Source organism: Nonomuraea turcica, assembly GCF_030718205.1.
GTDB lineage: Bacteria > Actinomycetota > Actinomycetes > Streptosporangiales > Streptosporangiaceae > Nonomuraea.
In genome coordinates, this window is sequence record NZ_JAUZQF010000023.1 from 103,426 (window position 1) to 124,508 (window position 21,083).

The 21,083-nt window shown below is 70.8% G+C and carries 18 protein-coding genes; 8 read left to right on the forward strand and 10 right to left on the reverse strand.

Features of this window, described 5'->3' with window-relative positions; translation table 11 throughout:
* Nucleotides 1-70: 70 nt before the first annotated feature.
* From Q9G87_RS44730 to Q9G87_RS44750, 5 genes are all read right to left on the reverse strand, one after another.
* Entirely contained in the window at nucleotides 71-886 is an 816-nt protein-coding gene (locus tag Q9G87_RS44730) for an MOSC domain-containing protein (protein WP_305922718.1), read from the reverse strand.
* 89 nt (nucleotides 887-975) lie between these two features.
* Complete coding sequence (locus Q9G87_RS44735) at nucleotides 976-3,015, reverse strand: serine/threonine protein kinase (RefSeq protein WP_305922719.1); 2,040 nt, start codon at nucleotides 3,013-3,015, stop codon at nucleotides 976-978.
* Between the two features lie 240 nt (nucleotides 3,016-3,255).
* Nucleotides 3,256-4,647, reverse strand: coding sequence for a YlbE family protein (locus tag Q9G87_RS44740; protein ID WP_305922720.1), 1,392 nt, complete (start codon nucleotides 4,645-4,647; stop codon nucleotides 3,256-3,258).
* Nucleotides 4,644-5,978 carry an FdrA family protein gene (locus Q9G87_RS44745; protein WP_305922721.1) on the reverse strand — a complete coding sequence of 445 codons (1,335 nt, stop codon included), beginning with the start codon at nucleotides 5,976-5,978 and terminating at the stop codon, nucleotides 4,644-4,646. Before Q9G87_RS44745 ends, Q9G87_RS44740 begins: the two co-directional genes overlap by 4 nt.
* 11 nt (nucleotides 5,979-5,989) lie before the next feature.
* Nucleotides 5,990-6,850: a DUF2877 domain-containing protein gene (locus Q9G87_RS44750; protein ID WP_305922722.1), complete on the reverse strand. Its 861-nt coding sequence runs from the start codon at nucleotides 6,848-6,850 to the stop codon at nucleotides 5,990-5,992.
* A 130-nt stretch (nucleotides 6,851-6,980) separates the two neighbouring features.
* Here Q9G87_RS44750 and Q9G87_RS44755 point away from each other — a divergent pair, with 130 nt between their 5' ends.
* The 8 genes from Q9G87_RS44755 to cydB all read left to right on the forward strand — a co-directional run bounded on the left by Q9G87_RS44755 (nucleotide 6,981) and on the right by cydB (nucleotide 16,502).
* Nucleotides 6,981-8,588 carry a PucR family transcriptional regulator gene (locus Q9G87_RS44755; RefSeq protein WP_305922723.1) on the forward strand — a complete coding sequence of 536 codons (1,608 nt, stop codon included), beginning with the start codon at nucleotides 6,981-6,983 and terminating at the stop codon, nucleotides 8,586-8,588.
* Nucleotides 8,589-8,599: 11 nt separating this feature from the next.
* Nucleotides 8,600-8,809 (forward strand): RNA-binding S4 domain-containing protein, encoded by a 210-nt coding sequence (locus Q9G87_RS44760; RefSeq protein ID WP_305922724.1) that lies wholly within the window; start codon nucleotides 8,600-8,602, stop codon nucleotides 8,807-8,809.
* 144 nt (nucleotides 8,810-8,953) lie between these two features.
* On the forward strand, nucleotides 8,954-10,366 hold the full coding sequence (locus Q9G87_RS44765) for a uracil-xanthine permease family protein (RefSeq protein WP_305922725.1): 1,413 nt from the start codon (nucleotides 8,954-8,956) through the stop codon (nucleotides 10,364-10,366).
* Entirely contained in the window at nucleotides 10,363-11,229 is an 867-nt protein-coding gene (locus Q9G87_RS44770) for an FAD binding domain-containing protein (RefSeq protein ID WP_305922726.1), read from the forward strand. Before Q9G87_RS44765 ends, Q9G87_RS44770 begins: the two co-directional genes overlap by 4 nt.
* Nucleotides 11,219-11,695 (forward strand): (2Fe-2S)-binding protein, encoded by a 477-nt coding sequence (locus tag Q9G87_RS44775; protein WP_305922727.1) that lies wholly within the window; start codon nucleotides 11,219-11,221, stop codon nucleotides 11,693-11,695. Before Q9G87_RS44770 ends, Q9G87_RS44775 begins: the two co-directional genes overlap by 11 nt.
* A complete protein-coding gene (gene cutA / locus Q9G87_RS44780) occupies nucleotides 11,692-14,046 on the forward strand; it encodes an aerobic carbon-monoxide dehydrogenase large subunit (RefSeq protein ID WP_305922728.1) in 2,355 nt (784 codons plus the stop codon). Before Q9G87_RS44775 ends, cutA begins: the two co-directional genes overlap by 4 nt.
* Before the next feature lie 212 nt (nucleotides 14,047-14,258).
* Nucleotides 14,259-15,605: a cytochrome ubiquinol oxidase subunit I gene (locus Q9G87_RS44785; protein WP_305922820.1), complete on the forward strand. Its 1,347-nt coding sequence runs from the start codon at nucleotides 14,259-14,261 to the stop codon at nucleotides 15,603-15,605.
* Nucleotides 15,606-15,620: 15 nt separating this feature from the next.
* The gene (gene cydB / locus Q9G87_RS44790; RefSeq protein WP_305922729.1) at nucleotides 15,621-16,502 is read left to right on the forward strand and encodes a cytochrome d ubiquinol oxidase subunit II; all 882 of its coding nucleotides are present in this window, start codon (nucleotides 15,621-15,623) and stop codon (nucleotides 16,500-16,502) included.
* On the opposite strand, the gene Q9G87_RS44795 is transcribed toward cydB, so the two are convergent.
* The 5 genes from Q9G87_RS44795 to Q9G87_RS44815 are packed head-to-tail and all read right to left on the reverse strand — an operon-like array spanning nucleotide 16,499 to nucleotide 21,028.
* Nucleotides 16,499-17,230, reverse strand: coding sequence for an ABC transporter ATP-binding protein (locus Q9G87_RS44795; RefSeq protein ID WP_305922730.1), 732 nt, complete (start codon nucleotides 17,228-17,230; stop codon nucleotides 16,499-16,501). The two genes, cydB and Q9G87_RS44795, sit on opposite strands and share 4 nt — an antisense overlap.
* Nucleotides 17,223-17,954, reverse strand: a complete 732-nt coding sequence (locus Q9G87_RS44800) for an ABC transporter ATP-binding protein (protein ID WP_305922731.1) — start codon at nucleotides 17,952-17,954, stop codon at nucleotides 17,223-17,225. Before Q9G87_RS44800 ends, Q9G87_RS44795 begins: the two co-directional genes overlap by 8 nt.
* Complete coding sequence (locus Q9G87_RS44805) at nucleotides 17,951-18,940, reverse strand: branched-chain amino acid ABC transporter permease (RefSeq protein WP_305922732.1); 990 nt, start codon at nucleotides 18,938-18,940, stop codon at nucleotides 17,951-17,953. The genes Q9G87_RS44800 and Q9G87_RS44805 overlap by 4 nt, the downstream gene beginning before the upstream one ends.
* Nucleotides 18,924-19,805: a branched-chain amino acid ABC transporter permease gene (locus tag Q9G87_RS44810; RefSeq protein WP_305922733.1), complete on the reverse strand. Its 882-nt coding sequence runs from the start codon at nucleotides 19,803-19,805 to the stop codon at nucleotides 18,924-18,926. The genes Q9G87_RS44805 and Q9G87_RS44810 overlap by 17 nt, the downstream gene beginning before the upstream one ends.
* Complete coding sequence (locus Q9G87_RS44815; RefSeq protein ID WP_305922734.1) at nucleotides 19,799-21,028, reverse strand: amino acid ABC transporter substrate-binding protein; 1,230 nt, start codon at nucleotides 21,026-21,028, stop codon at nucleotides 19,799-19,801. Before Q9G87_RS44815 ends, Q9G87_RS44810 begins: the two co-directional genes overlap by 7 nt.
* Between the last annotated feature and the right edge of the window lie 55 nt (nucleotides 21,029-21,083).

Below are 21,083 nucleotides of genomic sequence, written 5' to 3' on the forward strand. Positions count from 1 at the left end.
AGCCTCCAACATCACCCCAAAGGGGACAGCCGCCCTATTTATCCAGGAAAATCCCTTTTAGTGCGTTATTTCAGAGAATAGTGACGGAGTCTCCGGTCATAATCCGTCCGGGTCTGTCCGGGATCAGGTTGATGCCGAACCAGACCTTGCCGTCCCACTTGCGGTGTCTGGACAGCGTGCGGATGGGTTCCTTGCCCTTGGTGTACGTGGCAGTGTCGATCGTGGTGAGCACGCACCGGTCGCACCCCTTGCTCACCCGGAAGTCGACCGCCCCGATGCGCACCCGCTTCCACTCGTCCTCCGCGAAGGGCGTGCCGACGCCGTCGATCACCACGTTCGGGCGGAACCTGTGCATCGGCAGCGGCTCGGGCGTCTCCTCGCCGCGCTCCAGCGCACCCTCGATGATCCAGTCGTTGAGCCGGGCGAGCGAGGCGGTGGAGGTCAGCAGCAGCGGGTATCCATCGGCCAGGCTGACGCGGTCCTCCGGGCGGCCGTAGTCGGGGTTGACCGGGCGGCGGGTCGGGTCGTCGAGCCACTTCAACCTGACCGGCCGGCCCGCCAGCTCCGACAACCAGCGTGCCGCGTCGTCACCGCAGTCGGTGAGCTCCACCGGCGTGCGCCACACGAGCACCGTGGACATCGTGTCGTCCGGGGTGACCCGCAGCGGAGCGGCGTGGGGGCCGGTCAGCGTGAGCGTGCCGTCATCGACCCTGGCCACACAGGCCAGCAGGCGCGGCTGCTCGCGCGCGGTCAGGACCTCGCCGCGCTCGTCGGTGATCAGGTAGCGCCGGTCGTCCGCCAGCCCCCAGGGCTGCACCTCGGCCTCGTGGATCTCGTGTCCGGCAGTGGACTTGACGGGGTAAAAGTGGATGCTCGCCAGCCTCATACGGCCGACCGTACCTCACCGGGCGCAGCCGGCTCCGAGGCGGCCGCGCGATGCAGGCGGGCGGGGTTTGGGGGTATGGCCCCCGCGGGCTATGTCGTCTTCCTGAAGGTGTCCAGGAACGCCTGCCGCGTGCCGGCCTGGTCGTCCCACTTGAGCTCGGGCAGGTCGAACGTGATCTTGAACGCGGTGGTGTCGTCGATCGTGACGTACCTGGTCAGCGCGTGCATGGGGACGCCGTTGGCGGTGGTGTAGGTGTACTCCCAGTCGGCCGCCTTCCAGCCGCGGTAGTCCACTGCCTGCAACTGCACCTGGATGTAGCTCTCCAGGCCGCCGTCGGCCTCCAGCCTGCCGAGCTCGGACAGCCCGCCGTCGGCCTGCGGGGTCGCCTCCTCCACGAGGAAGCGGATGCCCGAGTCCTTCGGCCCGGTGAACGTCGCCTCGCCGCCCGACGTGGTCAGCTTCCAGTCCTCGGGCACGGCGACGGAGAAGCCGGCCGGAGTGTGCTCCTTGTAGCCCTCAGGCACGGCCGAGGGGTCGGCCTGCAGCGTCGTGGCGGAGGCGGCGGGCGTGTTCGTGGTGGTGGCCGCGGGCGTGCTTCCGCCTGACAGGATGACCATCACGGCGCCGATGACGACGGCCACCGCCACCAGCGAGCCGATGATCGTGAGCGGCGTGGGCCGCCCGTCGCGCATCCAGGGCCCGTCGTCCTCGTCCGTCCTGCGCCTGCTCTTGCCCATGCGCGGCGAGGCGCCCGGCAGTGCGGCCAGGCGGCTGTTGCCGATGTCGTGCGACAGGTCACGGGATTGCTCGCGCAGGTCGTCGGGGGAGGCCAGCGGCCACGGGGTGGCGCCGGAGTTCGTGGACGAGCGGCTGTCGGTGGTCAGCGGCAGGATCGGCTGCGGGTGCGGTCCCGACGGGCCGTCCAGGTCGTCGTCGCGATTTCGTCCCGCCATCCGGTGCGGGCCGGTCGAGAATGCCGGGGGTGCCTGCTGTCCTGGGCCGGTCGAGAATGCCGGGGGTGCCTGCTGTCCTGGGCCGGTCGAGAACGCCTGGGGTGCCTGCTGTCCCGGGCCGGTGGAGAACGCCTGGGGCGCCTGAGGTCCCGTGCCGAAGGCGCCAGGCAGTTGGTCGGTCCGGTGGCTGCCCGACGGGGTGGAGAGCCCGTCGTACGGCATCGAGTGGCCGCCCGACGGGCTGCTCGCCGGGTCGTACGGCACGCGCACCGGCCCTGATGGCGTCTCCACGATCCGCGACGGCATCGGCCCCGACGGCGTGTCGAGCGGCGGAAGCAGCGCGGCGGGCGTCGGGTCGACCGGGCTGGGCAGCGTCTCCGGCTTGCGTGGACGGGCGGAGCCGTGGGCCCGCAGCACCGCTTCCAGCATCTCCATGACCTGTGCGGCCGTCAGCCGCTCCGCGGGGTTCTTGCGGAGCAGGCCCTCGATCACCGGCATCAGCGAGCCGGCCCGCTGCGGCGTGATCGGGTCCTGGGTGAGCACCTGGCCGAGCACCGCCACCGGGTCGGGCCCTTCGTACGGCGGCCGCCCCTCGACGGCCGCGTACAACGTCGCCCCGAACGACCACAGGTCGGCCGCCTGGGTGATCGGCTGCGCGGACAACCGCTCCGGCGGGATGTACGCCGGGGACCCCATGAGCAGCCCGGTCTGCGTGATGTTCACATCGCCCTCGATGGCGGCGATGCCGAAGTCGGTCAGCACGACCCGGTCCTGGGTCAGCAGCACGTTGCCGGGCTTGATGTCGCGGTGCAGGATCCCGGCGGCGTGCGCATGCGTGAGCGCGTCCAGCACGCGGATGCCGATCTCGGCGGCCTGGATCACGGGGAGCGGGCCGCTCTGGCGTACCGCCTGCTCCAGCGACCACGCCCGGACCAGCTCCATGACGATCCAGGGACGGCCGTCCTCCTCGACGACGTCGTGCACGGTCACGATGCCCGGGTGCGTCAGGCGCGCGGCCGACCTGGCCTCGCGCAGCATGCGCCGGTGCGCCACCTGCTTGCCCGCGTGGTCGAGCCCGTACGGGAGGATCAGCTCCTTGACCGCCACGTCCCGGTCGAGCAGCACGTCATGGGCGTGCCACACCATGCCCATGCCGCCCCTGCCGACCGGCGACATGAGACGGTAACGTCTGCCGATCAGGCGGCCCTGGCTCTGCGGGGCGCCACTCGGGGCACTTCCCTCTCCTCCGGGACCGCTCAGCAAGCGGTCGGCTGCCATCTTCCCGCCCCCATCTCGCCTCATCCGTCACGTGCGTCTTCACGCTACTTGCAGATTATTGAGGTTGGACACGATATCGGCGGGGAATCCGTAATGGAAGCTGATGCCCCTTTACGGCGCTGATGACGTGCAGATATATCACTCATCAAATGGATCACTTACTGCGCCGGCCAGGGCCTGCAATGCGCTGGTGAAAGCCTCGGGGGGTGGCTTGACCAGGCCCGCTCCGACTTGGCCCGTTCCAGCGACCCGGCCCGCGATGCCGGTGTTGACCACCGGCAGCAGGCCCGTCCTGGCCACGAGCGTGACGTCGATGCCGACCGGCGTGCCGCGGAAACCGAGGCCCGGGATCTGGTAGGCGGGGTGCTCGGCGAGCGTGATCTCGTACATGGAGCGGGTGGCCCGCACCGCGTCGGCCACCTCGCCGCCCACGAACCGCACGATGGCCGGGGAGGCCGCCATCGCGAACCCGCCCAGCCCCGACGTCTCGGTGATCGTGGAGTCGCCGATGTCGGGATTGGCGTCGCCGGGGCCGTACGAGCCCAGGTAGAGCCCGTCGGGCACCCCGGCGGGACCGGTGAACCAGCGCCCGCCGAGCCCCGACACCTGGACGCCGAAGTCGGTGCCGTTCCTGGCCATGGCGACGACCATGGTCGAGCCGGGGATGTCGCGGGCCGCGTCCGTGCTGACCTTGGCCGCGGCCATGCCGGCGTTCAGGAAGAAGTGGTCGTTGCCGTTGATGAAGCGCAGCACCTCCGCGGCGTGCGCGGGGGCCGCCTCGACCACGGCCGGGGCCAGCTCGCGCAGCAGCAGCGAGGTGGCGGCCCGGTTGCGGTTGTGCAGCTCGTCGCCCATCTGCAGGGCCTGCGCGATCAGCGAGCGCAGGTCGATCGGGCCGGTCCGCTCCAGCGTCGCGGCCAGCGCGGGGCCGAGCACGGTGTCCATCCAGCGCAGCCGGTCGAGGACCTCGGGTCCGTACGCGCCGTACCTGAGGACCTTGCCCAGGCCCTCGTTCAGCGAGCAGTAGGCGGTGCCGCCGTGCTCCTCGTCGCGTACCTCGAACACCCACATCGACGGGCTCACCACGCCCGCCATGGGCCCCACGGCGCCGTGCTCGTGACACGGCCGCAGCGTGATCTCGCCGGCCGCCAGCTTGGCGGCCGCGTCGTGCTCGTCGCCCGCCAGGCCCTCCAGCAGCATCGCGCCGATCAGCGCGCCGCGCATCGGCCCCGAGGCCCGCTCCCACGTGATCGGCGGCCCGGCGTGCAGGAAGGTGCCGTCGGCCAGCACCTCCGACGCCCGCCGCACCCCCGCCAGGTACGGTCGCGCGGAGGTGAGCCGGCGCGCGGCCAGCTCGTTGGCGGTCGGCCTGCGCGGGTCGGCCAGCACCGTGACCAGCGCCTCCGCGGTGCCGGGCAGGGGCGGGCGCCAGTCGACCGGGGTCGTCGGCACGGCCTGCGCGGTCAGTGCCTCGTCGAGCAGCCCCGCGCCAACCGTGATCACGTTGGACGGGGCGGACAGTGGGCTCATATGAGACTCCTGGCGTGCCGGGCCGCCTGGGCGTTGGACAGGAACACGGCCGCGCCCGCCGCCCGCAGCGCGGCGGCCTGGCGGTGCAGGTCCTGTGGGTCGCCCAGGGTGCCGACGAGGGCCACCACGACGGTGGCGGGGGTATGGGCGATGGCGGGCACGAGGGACGCCGCGGGGTCGGGGTCGGCGCCGTGACCCAGCACGACGTCCATGAGCACCACGTCGGTCTCCCTGGCCCGGGACAGCGCCTCCACGCGCAGGGTCGGGTCGATCATCGGGTGCGCCCGTCCCCTGGTGTAGGCGTCGTCGCCGTAGTCGACGAAGTCGCCCTGCCCGGCGAGCGCCGCGGCCTCCAGGCTCAGCGTGCCGCCGGCGTAGACGCCCTTGAGCGTCTTGCCCGAGGTCTCTCGCAGGGCGCCCGGCCAGGACGGCCACTCGGGCACGGGTCTTCCGAGGGTGCGCAGCGCCTGCTCCGCCGCCTCCGTGAGATCCGCGGGCAGCAACGCGGACACCACCGGCGTACGCAGCCCTGCCACGGCCTCCTCCACGAGGCGCGCGACCTCGTGGGCGGGCGGCTTGGAGATCAGCACGATCAGCTCGGTCGCCGGGTCCTCGTCGAGCATGCGCAGCGCACGCAGCGTCGACAGGCCGCCGACCGCGGCCGACAGGTCCCTGCCGCCCACCCCCAGGATGTGGCTGATGCCCGCGCCCGCCCAGTCCAGGAGCGAGGTGACCTGCTGGGCGCCGGTGCCCGAGGCGGCCACCACGCCGACGGGGCCGGGGGCGAGGACGTTCGCGAAGCCGAGGCCGACGCCGGCGATCGAGGCGGTGCCGCAGTCCGGGCCCATCACCAGGACGTCCCGCTGCTCCGCCAGCTCCTTCAGCCGCCGCTCCTGCGCGACGGGCACGCCGTCGCTGAAGATCATGACGGGCAGGCCGGCCAGGACGGCGTCGTACGCCTCACAGAACGCGTGCTCGCCCGGCACCGAGACCAGGACCAGATCGGCCGGGCCTCTGGCGGCAGCCGAGCCGGTGGTCAGCGGCGGCTGCTCGGTCGCGGTCCCAGGACGCTGGAGCGTGGTCAGCTGCCGGTCGGCCTCGGCGACGGCCGCCCGGGTGTCGTGCGCCCTGACGGCGATCAGCAGGTCGCCGGGACCGGCCTCGGGGACGGTGAAGCCGAGGTCCCTGATGACGGCGACGTTGAGGTCCGTCGCCATGGCGACCATGGCCGCCTCGACGCCCGGCGTGTCCACCAGCGCCCGGCTGACCCGCATGAGCTGGACCGAGTCGTAGTACGCCCCCTTACGGACCAGCACCACCTCTGCGCTCACCCCTTCTGGGCTCACCGCTGCCCGCCAAGGGCCAGGACGGCGTGCACGCCGATGGCGACGCCCTGGGCGAGGTCGGCGCCGGAGGTATGGCCTAGACGGCGCAGGCGGTTCAGCGCCGGTTCGAGCGCCTGGCCGCCGGTGACGCCGCGCAGCACCGCGAGCACCTCAGGGCTGGCCTCGCCTCTGGCCGCGCAGTGCAGGAGCGTGGCCGACAGGGGAGTGGTGCGGGTGCGCGCGTCGAACGTGACGGTCGCCCCCAGCCAGTCCGCCAGCCACACCGCGCGCTCCGCCTCCGTGGCCCTGCCCACGTGCCGCAACGTCACCAGCAGTCCCGCCAGCACGTCGTCACCGCTCGGCGTGAGCCCCGGCCCGAGCCCGATGAGCTGCTCGGCCGCCGTGACGACCCCCAGCAGCCACCCTTGCGCGCAGGCGGCGGCCAGCGAGGCGACCGCGCCGTTGCCGTACAGGCCGGGCCGCGGCTCGGCGGGTCGCGCCAGGATCGCGGCGGCGCCGGACAGGCAATCGCGATCAGCCGGCCCCAGCGACGGGGCCGGATCCCACCAGCGGCGCACGCGCAAACTCAGGTGCCCCACGTCGATCGCGCGATCACCCACCGACGCCTCGTCACCCACCGTGACATGAGGCAGTGGGCCCGCGAGCAGCGCCGAGTTCGGCAGCCTGGTGGCCTCGCCGGTGATGACGGCGATCACCGAAGGCTCCAGATCGGTCCTGACCTCCAGATACACCCCCGCGGGGAAGGCTGCGAGCACGCGGGCGGGGCGGCGCGGCGACTCCAGGAGCGGGCGTACCGCCGTGCTGGCCGCGCCCGTGACCTGGATGCGGGTACGCCGCGCGTGAGTGCTGACCGTCACCGGACCTCCCAACCGACCTTGGACCTGACCGTAGAACGGGCGGGGAACCCTCCGTACGGAGAAATTTGCCAACAGTCAGCGGGAAGGTTGGCTCTTCCTGACAGACCGCTTCCCGGGTCACAATCTCCCCATGGAGCCCCCCGTCCGTCTCGCCAGCACCGGAACGATCATTCATGGCGTGTCCGTGGAAGAGGTGCTGGGCGTGTCCACCCTCGCGGAGGCCAGGCTCATCGCCGGGGAGAGCGGGCTCGGGCGCATCGTCCAGCGGCTCAACGTCATGGAGGTCCCCGACATCCTGGCCTGGGTCAAACCGCACGAACTGCTGCTCACCACCGGATATCCGCTTCGCAACACGCCGCAGTCGCTCGGCCGGCTCGTGGCCGACCTCGACGAGCGCGGCCTGGCCGCACTGGCGATCAAGCTCGGCCGCTACGTCGACGAGCTGCCCGACGAGATGGTCGAGCAGGCCGACCGGCTCGGTTTCCCGCTCATCCTGCTGCCGAACGACGTCGGCTTCGACGACATCCTCAACCAGGTGCTGACCGACATACTCAACCGCCAGGCCGCCATGCTGGCCCGCGTCGAGGAGGCGCACCGGGCCATGGTGCAGGTGGTGCTGGCGGGCGGCGGGCTGGGCGAGGTCACCGCCGAGGTGGCGCAGCTGCTCGACGTGTCGGTCGCGGCCGTGGACGGCGCCGGCCAGGTGCTGGCCACCGCCGGTCCGGCCGACCACGTCGCGGTGCTGCGCGAGTCGATCTCCCGCGAGGGCCCGCCGACGTCCCCGGCGCGGACGTCGGGGCGCGGCCGGGCGTTCGCCTCGGTGCCGGTGCTGGCCGGCGGGCACCATCACGGCAGGATCGTCGCCTACAGCCCGTCGGCGGCGATCAGGGACGGCGACGTCGGCATCCTGGAGCGCGCGGCCACCGTCGCCGCGCTCGTCGTCACCCGGCAGGAGGCGGTCAACGCCGTCGAGAGCAAATACCGCGCCGACTTCCTGCGCGACGTGCTCACCGGCCGGGCCGGCGGCATCGAGCGGATCACGGCGCGGGCCAGGGCGTTCGGATGGGATCTGGCGCGGCCGGTGACCGTGCTCGTGGCCGAGCTCGACCCCGACGGCGACGAGCGCAGCGCGCAGGATCGGCTGGTGTCGTGCTGGACGGCGGCCATGAGGCGGCACGACCCGCGGGGGGCGGTGGCCGGGTTCTCGCACGAGGTGGTGGCCGTGGTCGACGCCTCGATCGATGCCACCCGGGTGGCCAAGGACGCGGCCTCGGCGTTCGCCGACGTGCCGCCCGCGACGTTCTCGACCGGCACGTCCCGGCCCAGCCCTGGCGCGGAGACGTTGCCGGAGGCGTACTCGCAGGCGCTGAAAGCGGCCAGGGTGGGCCGCCAGCTGCACGGTCCCGGCGCGGTCGCCCACTTCGACCAGCTGGGCGTCTACCGGCTGCTGTCTCTGGTCAACGACACCGACGAGCTGCACGCGTTCGTCCGCGAGACGCTCGGGCCCCTGGCCTCCGACGACGACGCCGAGAACGCCGACCTGCGGCGCACCCTGCAGGTGCTGCTGGAGACGAACCTCAACGTGGCCGAGACGGCCAGGCGCCTGCACTTCCACTACAACACGCTGCGCTACCGGATCGGCAAGCTGGAGCGGCTGCTCGGCAACTTCACCGACGACCCGCACCTGCGGCTCAACCTGACCCTGGCCCTGCACGTGCTGCGGATGCGGGGCATCTAGGCTTGAGTCTCGTGGACCTGGACTTCGAACTGCAATCCGACTACATCCCGCTGTGCGACCTGCTGAAGTACTGCGGGATCACCGAGACCGGCGGCCTGGCCAAGCAGCTGATCGCCGAGGGCATGGTGCTCGTGGACGGAGAGGTTGAACTCCGCAAAACCGCCAAAATCAGGGCAGGTCAGGTCGTGAGTGGGGACGGATTCTCGATTCACGTCGCGTAGTTCTGGCATGTGCGCGAGGGTTTCACTGGTAGTCGGCGCAGATTTGGCAGATCATGCCCGTGTAGGAGCGTCCGGACGGGCCTAATGTGCCCGCAACGGAACGTGGCGCCGGCTCAGCGGAAACCAGCACAAAGGGGCCCTCTCATGGTGTGGGGTTGGACCAGACACGGTGACGGCAAACACCTGACGCCTGGAGAGGTGGTCAGACCCGACGAGCGCTTGAGCTGGCCCAGAATGGTGGGCTTCGGCGCGCAGCACGTGATCGCGATGTTCGGCGCGACCTTCGTCTTCCCGATCGTCATGGGTCTGGACCCCAACGTCGCCGTGATGATGTCGGGCGTCGCGACGATCCTGTTCCTGCTGATCGTGAAGGGGAAGGTGCCCAGCTACCTGGGCACCAGCGCGTCCTTCGTCGGCGGCGTGTTCGCCATCAGGGCGGCCGCGGGCGGCGACACCGCCGGCGCCGACGCGATCGTGACCGGCGCGATCCTGGTCGCCGGGCTCGTGCTGGCGCTGGCCGGGCTCGCCATCCACTTCCTCGGCGTGGAGATCATCCACAAGGTCTTCCCTCCCGTGGTCACCGGCGCGGTGGTGATGCTGATCGGGTTCGGGCTGGCGTTCGTGGTGGCGGACGTCTACTGGCCGCAGGACCATTGGATCGCGCTCATCACCATGATGATCACGTTCCTGGTGATCGTGGTGTTCAAGGGGTTCATCGGGCGGATCGGCGTGCTGATCGGGCTGGTCACCGGGTTCCTGCTGTCGTGGCTGCTGGACCGGGCGGCCGGGCCGGTCATCTCCGTGCTGCCCGGCCAGAACCTGCGGGACGCGGCCGACAACCCCTGCCCGGTCGAGGGCACGTACTGTGTGGCCACGGCCTTCCCGCACGACAGGGTGAACTTCGACCAGGTGGCCCAGGCCGAGTGGTTCGGGCTGCCGAACTTCCACGGCCCCGACTTCCGCTTCTCGGCCGTGCTGCTGGTGCTGCCCGCCGTCATCGCGCTCATCGCGGAGAACATCGGGCACGTCAAGGCCGTGGGTGAGATGACGGGCGCGGACGTGGACCCGTACGTCGGGCGGGCGGTGGTCGCCGACGGCGTGGCCACGGTGGTCACCAGCGCGGTCGGCGGCTCGCCGACGACGACGTACGCCGAGAACATCGGCGTCATGGCCGCCACGAGGGTCTACTCGACGGCCGCCTACTACATCGCCGGTGTCATCGCGATCTTCTTCGGGCTGGTCCCCAAGTTCGGCGCGCTGGTCGCGGCCACGCCGGGCGGCGTGCTCGGCGGCGTCACCGTCATCCTGTACGGGATGATCGGGCTGCTCGGCGCGAAGATCTGGATCGAGAACCGGGTGGACTTCGCCGACCCGGTCAACATGGTCCCCATCGGCGCGGGCATCATCCTGGCCATCGGGCCCGTCAGCCACTTCATCGCCGGGGAGTTCATCTTGGAGGGCATCGCCCTCGGCACCATCGTGGTGCTGGGCGGCTACCACCTGCTGCGGGCCATCGCCGGGCGGTCGCTCAAGCCGGCCGGGAGCGAGGCCGGGTGAAGCCGCCGCCGTTCGAGTACCACGCCCCGCGCGACCTCGGCACGGCATTGCGGACCCTCGCCGAGGTCCGGGGCAAGGTGCTGGCCGGAGGGCAGAGCCTGATCCCGATGCTCAACATGCGGCTGACCGCGCCCGAGCATCTCGTCGACATCAACCAGGTGGCGTCGCTGGGCGGCATCGAGCGCACGGAGGCGGGTGTGCGGGTCGGCGCGCTGGCCCGGCACTCGGAGGTGGAGCGGGCCGGCGCGCATCCGCTGCTCACGCGGGCGCTGAAGCTGGTCGCCCATCCGGTGATCCGGAACCGGGGGACCGTGGTCGGGAGCCTGGTGCACGCCGACCCGGCCGCGGAGTTGCCCGCCGTACTGGCGGTGCTGGGCGGCTCCGTACGGGTGGCTCGCTGGAACGGAGACACGCGGGCCGAGCGGGACGTGCCCGCCGAGGACTTCTTCGTCGGTCCCATGGAGTCGGCCGTCCAGCCGGGCGAGCTGGCCGTATCGGCATATTTCCCGGCATTGGGTCCGCGGACCGGGGTTGCTTTCGAGGAGGTGACCCGCAGGCACGGCGACTACGCCCTCGCCGGGGTCTGCGCCGTGGTCACGCTGGACGAGGACGCGTTCGTCACGGCAGCCAAGGTCGCGTGCATCGGAGTCGGGCCGGTGCCGACGGTCGTGGACGTGACAGAGCTGAGTGGGCCGTCTCCCGTCCAGGGGATCGACTGGGTCGTGGCCCAGCTCGTGCATGACGCGATCGAGCCCGAGAACGACATCCACGCATCGGCCGCCTACCGCAGGCATCTGGTGACGGTGCTCGCCCAGCGGGCGCTGCGCAACGCGGCCAGGGAGGCGGAGACCCGTGGAGCATGAGATCACGCTCGTCGTGAACGGCGCCCCCAGGCGGGTGAGCGTCCCCGCCCGCCGCCTGCTGTCCGACTGCCTGCGCCACGACCTCGGCCTGACCGGCACCCACGTGGGGTGCGAGCACGGCGTCTGCGGCTGCTGCACCGTGCTGCTCGACGGGCAGCCGGTGCGCTCGTGCCTGACGTTCGCCGTCACCGTGGACGGCCGCGAGATCACCACCGTCGAGGGGCTCGCCGGACCGGACGGGCTCTCACCCGTGCAGCGGGCCTTCGCCGAGTGCCACGGCCTGCAGTGCGGCTTCTGCACGCCGGGTTTCCTGTGTACGGTGACTGCCCTGCTCAAGGAGAACCCGGCACCGACGGAGGAGGAGGTGCTGGAGGGCGTCTCCGGCAACCTGTGCCGCTGCACCGGCTACCAGAACATCGTCAAGGCCGTCCACCGGGCCGCCGAGCTGCTGGCGGAGGAAGCATGACGACGAGGTTGTTCGGGGAGTCCGTAGCGCGCAGGGAGGACCCCAGGCTGCTCACCGGGCAGGGCCGCTACCTCGACGACCTGGGGCGTGACGCGCTCGCCGCGGCGTTCGTGCGCTCGCCGCACGCGCACGCCCGCATCCGCGACATCGACGTCGGGCCCGCGCTGGACGTGCCGGGGCTCGTCGCCGTCTACACCTGGGAGGACCTGCCCGAACGGGTGGGCCGGGCGCTGCCCCTCCTCATTCCGCATCCGGCGCTCACGCACGGGCGCACCGCGTACCCGCTGGCCAGGGAGGTCGTCAGGCACGTCGGCGAGCCGGTGGTGATGGTCGTGGCCGCCGACAGGTACGCCGCCGAGGACGCCTGCGCGCTCATCGAGGTCGACTACGAGCCCCTCAAACCGGTCGTCGGCCTGGAGGAGGCCGTCCAGGGCGCCCAGCTCGTGCACGAGGACGTGCCCGGCAACATCGGCGCCCACCTCGTCCAGGAGGTCGCCGCCGACGACGGGCGCGGCGCGCGGGAGGCCATCGAGACCGCGCCGCACACCCTGGCCTTCCGGCTCGACATCGAGCGCAGCGCCAGCATGCCGCTGGAAGGACGCGGCGTGTACGCCCGCTGGGACGGCGAGGACCTGCGCGTCTACTCCAGCACCCAGACCTCCACCAGCGTCCGCATGGCCGTCGCCGCCACGCTCGGCCTGCCCCTGCCGAAGGTCGAGGTGATCGCCCCCGACGTCGGCGGCGGGTTCGGCGTGAAGATCGTGCACCCGTGGCCCGAGGAGATCCTCGTGCCGTGGGCGGCCATGACGCTTGGCCGCGAGCTCAAATGGACCGAGGACCGCAGGGAGCACTTCATCTCCTCCGCGCACGAGCGCGGGCAGGTGCAGTACGTCCGCGTCGGGTTCGACGACGACGGCCGGGTGCTCGGGCTGGACGTGACGATCCTGCACGACCACGGCGCCTACACCCCTTACGGGATCATCGTGCCGATCGTCACCTCGACCCAGCTGCTCGGCCCTTACAAGCTCGGGGCGTACCGGGTCGAGTTCAGCGCCGTCTACACCAACACCGTGCAGGTGACCCCCTACCGGGGCGCGGGCCGCCCGCAGGGCGTGTTCTGCATGGAGCGCACCATGGACAAGATCGCCCGGTACCTGGGCAAGGACCGGACCGAGGTGCGCTCGGTCAACTTCATCCAGCCGGACGAGTTCCCGTACGACCAGCGGATGACCTTCCAGGACGGGCGGCCGCTGATCTACGACAGCGGGAACTATCCCGAAATGCTCCGCATGGTCAAGGAGCTGATCGGCTGGGACGACTTCGAGCGGGCGCCCGGCCGGGGCATCGGGATCGGCTGCTACGTCGAGGGGACCGGGGTCGGGCCGTACGAGGGCGGACACGTGCAGGTGACCTCCGATGGCCGCGTGCACGTGTCCACGGGACTCACCTCGCAGGGCCAGGGGCACGAGACGGTGTTCGCTCAAATCGCCGCCAGCGAGCTGGGCGTGCCCATCGAGCGGATCAGCGTGGTCACCGGCGACACGCGCCGGTTCGGGTACGCGGTCGGCACGTTCGCCTCCCGCGCGGCCGTCGTCAGCGGCAACGCCATTGCCCTGGCCTGCAGAAAGGTACGCGAGAAGGCGCTGCGCATCGCGGCCGACGCGCTCGAGGCCGACCCGTCGGACCTCCAGATCACCGACGGCGTGGTGCACGTGGCGGGCGCGCCCACCGCCTCCATCCCGCTGTCCACGGTCGCCGTGCTGGCCAACCCCCTGCGCTACGCCTTCGACGAGGAGGCCGCCAAGGCCACCCAGTTCTCCGGCACCGCCTCCCCGGACCGGCCACCGGTGGCCGAGGGCGAGGAGCCGGGGCTGGAGGGGCGGGACTACTACTCGCCGATCAGGTCCACGTTCGCGGCGGGCATGCACGCGGCCGTCGTCGAGACCGACCCGGACACGGCCGAGATCAGGATCGTCAGGTACGCGGTCGTGCACGACTGCGGGCGGCTCATCAACCCGATGATCGTGGAGGGGCAGATCCACGGGGGAGTGGCGCAGGGCGTCGGCGGCGCCCTCTACGAGCGCATGGTGTACGACGCGCACGGGCAGCTCGTCAACGCCTCCTTCATGGACTTCCTCATGCCGTACGCCACCGAGGTCCCCCGCGTCGAGACCGCCCACCTGGAGACGCCGTCGCCGCTCAACCCGCTCGGCATCAAGGGCGCCGGCGAGGCCGGGGTCATCCCGGTGTCCGCCGTCATCGCCTCGGCCCTCGAGGACGCCGAGGGCATCGAGATCGACCGCATGCCCATCTCCCCGTCGGAGCTCTTCGACCTGCGTACCGCCTTCTAGATGCCCTGACGGCGCGCGGGTCCGCCGGACGGGGTACGCGGGAATCAACCCGCCGGGGGACGCCCAGGCCCGCCTCCACCGGGCATTCTCGATACCCGGCAACCAGCACGCACACCGATGTGACCAAGGTCGCATCGCGTTGCTCTACAGCTTGTAGTACTACTTTAAGTAGATGAACTACAGCTTGTAGAGCTCAGGAGTCGACGGGGATGATGGACGCACTTGACCTGGCGCGGTGGCAGTTCGGGGTGACCACCGTTTACCACTTTCTGTTCGTGCCCCTGACCATCGGTCTGGGGATCTTCGTGGCCGGCCTGCAGACGGCCTGGCACCGTACGGGGAAAGAGCACTACCTGAAGCTCACGAAGTTCTTCGGGAAGTTGTTCCTGATCAACTTCGCCATGGGCGTGGTGACCGGCATCGTGCAGGAGTTCCAGTTCGGCATGAACTGGAGTGAATACTCCACGTTCGTCGGCGACGTCTTCGGGGCGCCGCTGGCGATGGAGGCGCTGCTGGCCTTCTTCATGGAGTCCACGTTCCTGGGGCTGTGGATCTTCGGGTGGGACAAGCTGCCGAAGAAGGTGCACCTGGCGTGCATCTGGGCGGCGGCCATCGGGTCCAACCTGTCGGCCTACTTCATCCTCGCGGCCAACGCCTGGATGAAGCACCCGGTCGGCTACGAGGTCGTGGACGGCAAGGCCAGGATGACGGACCTGTGGGCGGTGCTGACGAACTCCACGGCGCTGGCCCAGGTGCCGCACGTGATCGGGGCGGCGTTCATCGTGGCCGGCGGGTTCGTGCTGGCCGTGAGCGGCTACTGGCTGCTGAAGACGCGGGCCGCGATGTGGCGCAGCGCGGCACGGGCGGCGCTGGTGATGACCGCCATCGCGGGGGCGGTGGTCGCGGGCACCGGCGACATGTCGGCCAAGCTGATGTACGAGCAGCAGCCCATGAAGCTGGCCTCCGCCGAGGGCCTGGAGCGCGACACGGCGGGCGCGGCGTTCTCCGTCGCCCCCGGCATCGAGATCCCGAAGGTCCTGAGCTTCCTGGCCACCAACGACTTCGACGCCACCATCCAGGGCACCGAGGACCTGCAGCGCCGCTTCGAGCAGCAGTTCGGCCCCGGCGACTACCGGCCGAACCAGGCGATCGTGTTCTGGTCGTTCCGGGTGATGATCGTCTTCGGGCTGGCCACGGTGGGCCTGTCGGTGCTCGGATTGTGGCTGACCCGCCGCAAGCGCGGGTTCCCGCGGTGGTTGTCGCGGGCGTTCCTCCTGGCTCTGCCCCTGCCGCTGGCAGCGGTGATCGCCGGGTGGCTGCTGAGTGAGATCGGCCGCCAGCCGTGGACGGTCGCGGGCGAGTTGCTGACCGCCTCCAGCGTGTCGCCGGGGGTGACGCTTGCCGAGGTCGCCACGTCGCTGACGATCTTCACGCTGCTGTACGGGGTGCTCGCCGTGGCCGAGGCCGTGCTGCTGACCCGGCACGTACGCAAGGGCGTCGAGGAGCCGGAACCCATCATCGCCAAGGCCGAGCGGCGCGAGCCGTCGCTGATGTACTGAGGAGGGACACCCATCATGATCGATCTCTGGTTCGTCATCATCGCCTTCCTCTGGACGGGCTACTTCGTGCTGGAGGGCTTCGACTTCGGCGTCGGCCTGCTGGCGCCGCTCCTCAGCAGGAACGCCGCCGAGCAGCGGCAGAGCCTGCAGACCATCGGCCCGGTGTGGGACGGCAACGAGGTGTGGCTGATCACCGCGGTGGGCGCGATGTTCGCGGCGTTCCCCGCCTGGTACGCGGGCGTGTTCAGCGCCTTCTACCTGCAGGTCACGCTCATCCTGGTGGGTCTGATCGTGCGGGGCGTCGGTCTGGAGTGGCGGGGCAAGGTGAACGATCCCCGCTGGTGCGACCTGGGCATCATGGTCGGCAGCGGGCTGGCGGCGTTCCTGTGGGGCGCGGTCTTCGCCGACCTGCTGTTCGACAGCGCGCCCGCGGCCGTGCTCGGCGGCGCGTTCACGCTGGCGGTGTGCGCGCTGCACGGCGCCGTGTTCCTGACGCTCAAGACCACCGGTCCGGTACGCCGCCGCGCCCGTGCGGCGGCCCTGGCGGCGAGCGCCGTGGTGATCCCGGTGGCCGTGTTCGCGCTGTCCAATCTCGGCACGTTCCCCGCCCTGGCCGCCATGGCGGCGCTGGCCGCGGCGACGGCCCTGATCTGGCGGCGCAGGGAGGGCTGGGCGTTCGCGGCCACCGCCGCCGCGATCGTGCTGACCACGCTGGCGCTCTTCATGGAGCTGCGCGTGTCACCACTGCCCGGGCTGACGCTGGCCGAGGCCGCCTCCGGGCCGTACACGCTGACGATGCTGAGCTGGATCGGGCTGATCGCACTCCCGTTCGTGCTGGTCTACCAGGGGTGGACGTACTGGGTGTTCAGGAAGCGGGTTCAGGTGGCCCCCATCTAAGTGGCAGGCGCGCCGCCGAGGTAGAGCTTGCCGAGGCGGGGGTCGGCGGCCAGTTCACGCGCCGGGCCGGAGATGTGCACGCGGCCGAGGTCGAGCACGCAGCCGACGTCGGCCATCTCCAGGGCCCGGCGCGCGTTCTGCTCCACCAGCAGCACCGCGACGCCGGTCCGGCGCATGAGGTCGATCTGGTCGAAGACCACCTGCGTGTTGCGCGGGTCGAGCCCCATCGACGGCTCGTCCAGCAGCACCACCTTCGGCTCCAGCATGAGGGCGCGGGCGAACTCGACCTGCTTCTGCTGCCCGCCGGACAGCAGCCCAGCCATGCTCCCCCACCGCTCGGCCACCACGGGGAACAGCTCCTTGACGGTCTCGATGCGGGTGTTCAGCCGGGCCTGGTCGCGGACGGTGAACCCGCCGAGCCGCACGTTCTCGGCCACGGTCATCTCACGGAACACACTGTGGCCCTGCAGCACGTGGGCGAGGCCGAGGCCGAGCAGGCGTTGCGGCGAGAGCCCCGTCACGTCCTGGCCGGCCAGCAGCACGCGGCCGGACCGGGGCGCGAGCAGGCCGCTGGCGACCTTGAGCGCGGTGGACTTGCCGGCGCCGTTCGGGCCGACGAGGCAGACGACCTCGCCGGCGCGGATGGTGACGCTCAGGCCGCGCAACACGAGCGCGGCCCTGCCGTACCCGGCTTCGACGTCTTCCAGGGACAGCACGACTTCAGACACCGAGATACGCCTCCAGCACCTTCGGGTCGTCCCGCACCACGGACGGCGGGCCCGCGGCGATGGGCGCGCCCCGGTCGAAGACGATGACGTGGTCGCACATGCCCATCACCATGTCCATGTTGTGCTCGACGACCAGGAACGTGCGGCCCTCGGCGTTGAGGTCGCGCACGAGCGAGACGATCCGATCGATCAGCGCCGGGTTGACGCCGCCCGCCGGCTCGTCGAGCAGCACCAGCTCCGGCTCGGCCATGAGGGCGGCGGCCAGCTCCAGGAGCTTCTGCTGGCCGTAGGACAGGTCGCGGGCCTCGGCGTCCTCCAGGTGCTCGATGCCCATCCTGCGCAGCCAGTGCCGGGCCCGCTCGACCTCGCCCTTGTCGCGCAGGCCGGCCAGCAGCTCGCGCAGGCGGGTGCGGCGGACGGCGACCAGCATGTTCTCCAGCACCGTCAGGCGCGGGAAGACCCGGCAGAGCTGGAAGGTGCGGCCGATGCCGGCGTGCGCGATACGGTGCGGCGAGTGGCGGGTGATGTCGCGGTCGCGGTAGAGCACCCGGCCCGCGTCCGGCTTGATCATGCCGGTGATGAGGTTGAAGAACGTGGTCTTGCCCGAGCCGTTCGGCCCGATCAGGCCGTTGATCTTCCCTTCGAGCAGTTCCACGCTCGCGCCGTCCACGGCCAGCACGCCGCCGAACGACTTGCTCAGCCCCTCGGTCCGCAGCGAGCTCATGGCGCCACCCCCTGGAGTCGCTGCTCGGCCGTCTCGTCGGGAATGGACGGCCCGGCGCGCCTTCTGGTGAAGCGGGCGAGGATGCCGTCCGGCATGAACAGCACGACCAGCACGAGCACCAGGCCCGTCGCGGTCAGGTGGATCTGCGTCTCGCCCAGCGCGATCAGGAAATACTCCCCGGCCGGGGCCACGATGAGCGCCCCCAGCAGCGGGCCGAACAGGTGGCGCACGCCGCCGAGCAGGCTCATCAGCACCATGTACGAGCCGATGAGGATGGAGAAGACGAAGATCGGGTCGAGGCTGCCGAACCAGACCGCGTAGAGCCCGCCGGCCAGCGCCACGAACAGGGCGGACAGGGCGAACGCCGTCACCTTGTACGCCCCGGTCGGCACACCCAGCGACTCGGCCTTGTCCTCGTCCTCCCTGATGGCCCGCAGGCCCGCGCCGAAGCGGGAGCGGGAGACGTACCACCAGGAGGCCAGCGCGATCGCGAGCAGCACCAGGAACAGGTAGAAGAACACCATGTGCGTCTGGCCGCGGTGCAGGCCGGGGAAGGGCGTGGGGACCTGCAGGCCGGTGGAGCCGCCGGTGAGGGAGCGCCAGCCCTGGACGACGAGGTTCATCATCGACACCAGCGCGATGGACACGATCACGAAGGACGCGCCGCGCACCCGGACCGCCGCGATGCCGACGACCACGGCGAACACCGTGACCAGCAGCGCCGACGCCAGCAGCGCCACGACCCACGGGACACCTGCCCGGACGACGAGCAGGCCGGTGCCGTACGCGCCGAGGCCGAAGAACGCCGAGTGGCCGAGCGAGACGTAGCCGGTGAATCCGCCCAGGAGGTTCCAGGAGGTGGCCATGGCGGCGTACATGACGGTCAGCGCGCCCGCGTACACGAGGTAGTAGTTGGGCACCAGGAACGGATAGGCGATCGCCAGCGCGGCGACCAGCAGGGGGAGCCCTCTAGAAGCGATGCGCAAGCCGGCCTCCGAAGAACCCCTGGGGGCGCGCGAGCAGGGTCAGGAAGAGGAAGACGTAGAACATCATCGTGGCCCAGGTAGCGTCCACGGTCACCAGGACGAGGCCCTCGACCACGCCGAGCAGGACGGCCGCCAGCGCGGCGCCGATCACGCTGCCCAGGCCGCCGACGACGATGATGGCCATGAGCTTGCCGATCCACACCCAGTGCGAGGCGGGGAAGAACGGCGTGATCAAAGCCAGCACCGTGCCGCCGACGGCCGCGGTGGCCAGGCCCACGCCGAAGCCGTAGCCGGCCACGCGCTCGGTGTGGATGCCGACCAGCCTGGCCGCCTCCCGATGCTGGATCGTGGCCCGCAGCGACTGCCCGAACCGGCTCTTGACCAGCACCGCGAACAGCACGATGAGCGTGATCGCGGCGACCCAGAACGCGATGATCTTGTCGTACGGCAGGTGCACGCCGGCGATCGTCAGGGACCGGGTGGCGTAGTCCATGCTGACCGACTTGTACGAGCCGGTGTAGAACGTGCCGAGCAACCCCTCGATCGTCAGCGCGATGCCGAACGTCAGCAGCACCGACATCATCGCCAGGTTCTCCGGCGCCAGCCGCGCGATCAGCAGCCGCTGCACCGCCACGCCCAGCACGAAGAACAGCGGCACCGTCACCGGCAACGCCAGGAACGGGTCGAGGCCGAACACGGTGTGCACGGTGTAGGTCAGGTACGCGCCCAGGAACAGGAACGCCGGGTGCGCCACCATGACCACCCGCATCACGCCGAAGTACAGCGACAGGCCCGAGGCGAGCAGGGCGTAGAGCCCGCCCGTCAGCACGCCCAGGGCCAGTCCCTGCAGGAGCAGGCTCACCATTCCTTCTTCGGGTAGACGATGTCGGCGGTCTTGGCGCTCTCCGGCAGGACGATCTGGATCTTGCCGTCGACGTACTGCTGGATCATGTGCGCCTGCTCGGGCCTTCCCTGGTCGTCGAAGGACAGCGGGCCGACGACCGTGTCGAACGTGCCCTGCCTGATGTGGTCGGCCAGCTTGTTCTGGCACTCCGGGGTCGGGTCCACGCACTTGACCGCGCTCACGGCCGCCTCGACGATCTGGCCGACGGTGTAGCCGTTCGCTGCGTCCTCGTTGGCCTCGCCGCCGAACATCTCCTTGTAGCGCTTGACCATGTCCTGGTTGCCGGTGAACGTGGCGGTCGCCGACCAGCCGACGGGCGAGATGATGTGCTCGGCCGCCCCCTTCACCGCGGTGGGGAATTCGGCCAGCGTCGGGCCCGTCGAGAACGCCGCCAGCTTGGGCTGCACCTTCAGCTCCTGCAGCGCCCGCACCAGGCCCACCGAGTCCTCGAACTGCGTGCCGCCCACCACGATGTCCGGCTTGGCGGCCGCGATCTTAGCGGCGATGGGCGCGAAGTCCGTGGTCTCCGGCGGGTAGACCTCGTCCACCACCGTCTTGATCCCGGCCGCGGCCAGCTTGTCACGCAGCCCGTATGCGGTGCCCTGGGCGAACGGGTCGTCCAGGCTCGCGTACGCCGCCGTCTTCGGCTTCTGGTCGGCCGGCAACTTGAGTATGTAGTCGGCCAGGTAGTTGTAGTGATCGCTGGCGATCGCCGGAGCCGCGTAGAACAGCCGCTTGAAGCCCTGCTCGAAGACCTCCTTGGCGGCCCCGGCCGGCTCCACGAACACCATGTTGTACGACTCCGCCACCTTCGCCGCCGGGATGACCAGCCGCGACGAGAACGGCCCGAACACCAGGTTGACCTTGTCCTGGGTGATCAGTGACTCGTAGTCGGAGCTGACCCGGTTCGGGTCGGAGGCGTCGTCACGGAAGATCAGCTCGACCTTCCTGCCCAGCAGGCCGCCCTTGGCGTTCACCTGGTCGGCCCAGACCTGGTAACCCTCCTGGATGCCCTTGCCGGGCTCGGAGAAGTCACCGGTCAACGGGAGCGAGATGCCGATCTTCACCGGCCCCGTCTGCTGACCCGGCGTCTGGGCGCCGCCGGGCTCGTCGGTCTTGGCACAGGCGGTCATCCCTAACGCGCACATCGAGATGATCGCCAGGCTCTTGAGAACTCTTGCCATCGAGGGAACCCCCGTCTGGAGAGGTGCCGCGTAAGCGCTTTCGGAAGCGCTTTCG

What these genes read in the sequence shown, in the direction of transcription:
- Q9G87_RS44730 (WP_305922718.1), bottom strand. Translation starts at nt 886, where the DNA reads ATGAGGCTGGCGAGCATCCACTTTTACCCCGTCAAGTCCACTGCCGGA.
- Q9G87_RS44735 (WP_305922719.1), bottom strand. Translation starts at nt 3,015, where the DNA reads ATGTCGCCGGTCGGCAGGGGCGGCATGGGCATGGTGTGGCACGCCCAT.
- Q9G87_RS44740 (WP_305922720.1), bottom strand. Translation starts at nt 4,647, where the DNA reads ATGAGCCCACTGTCCGCCCCGTCCAACGTGATCACGGTTGGCGCGGGG.
- Q9G87_RS44755 (WP_305922723.1), top strand. Translation starts at nt 6,981, where the DNA reads ATGGAGCCCCCCGTCCGTCTCGCCAGCACCGGAACGATCATTCATGGC.
- Q9G87_RS44765 (WP_305922725.1), top strand. Translation starts at nt 8,954, where the DNA reads ATGGTGTGGGGTTGGACCAGACACGGTGACGGCAAACACCTGACGCCT.
- cutA (WP_305922728.1), top strand. Translation starts at nt 11,692, where the DNA reads ATGACGACGAGGTTGTTCGGGGAGTCCGTAGCGCGCAGGGAGGACCCC.
- Q9G87_RS44785 (WP_305922820.1), top strand. Translation starts at nt 14,259, where the DNA reads ATGGACGCACTTGACCTGGCGCGGTGGCAGTTCGGGGTGACCACCGTT.
- cydB (WP_305922729.1), top strand. Translation starts at nt 15,621, where the DNA reads ATGATCGATCTCTGGTTCGTCATCATCGCCTTCCTCTGGACGGGCTAC.
- Q9G87_RS44800 (WP_305922731.1), bottom strand. Translation starts at nt 17,954, where the DNA reads ATGAGCTCGCTGCGGACCGAGGGGCTGAGCAAGTCGTTCGGCGGCGTG.
- Q9G87_RS44810 (WP_305922733.1), bottom strand. Translation starts at nt 19,805, where the DNA reads ATGGTGAGCCTGCTCCTGCAGGGACTGGCCCTGGGCGTGCTGACGGGC.
- Q9G87_RS44815 (WP_305922734.1), bottom strand. Translation starts at nt 21,028, where the DNA reads ATGGCAAGAGTTCTCAAGAGCCTGGCGATCATCTCGATGTGCGCGTTA.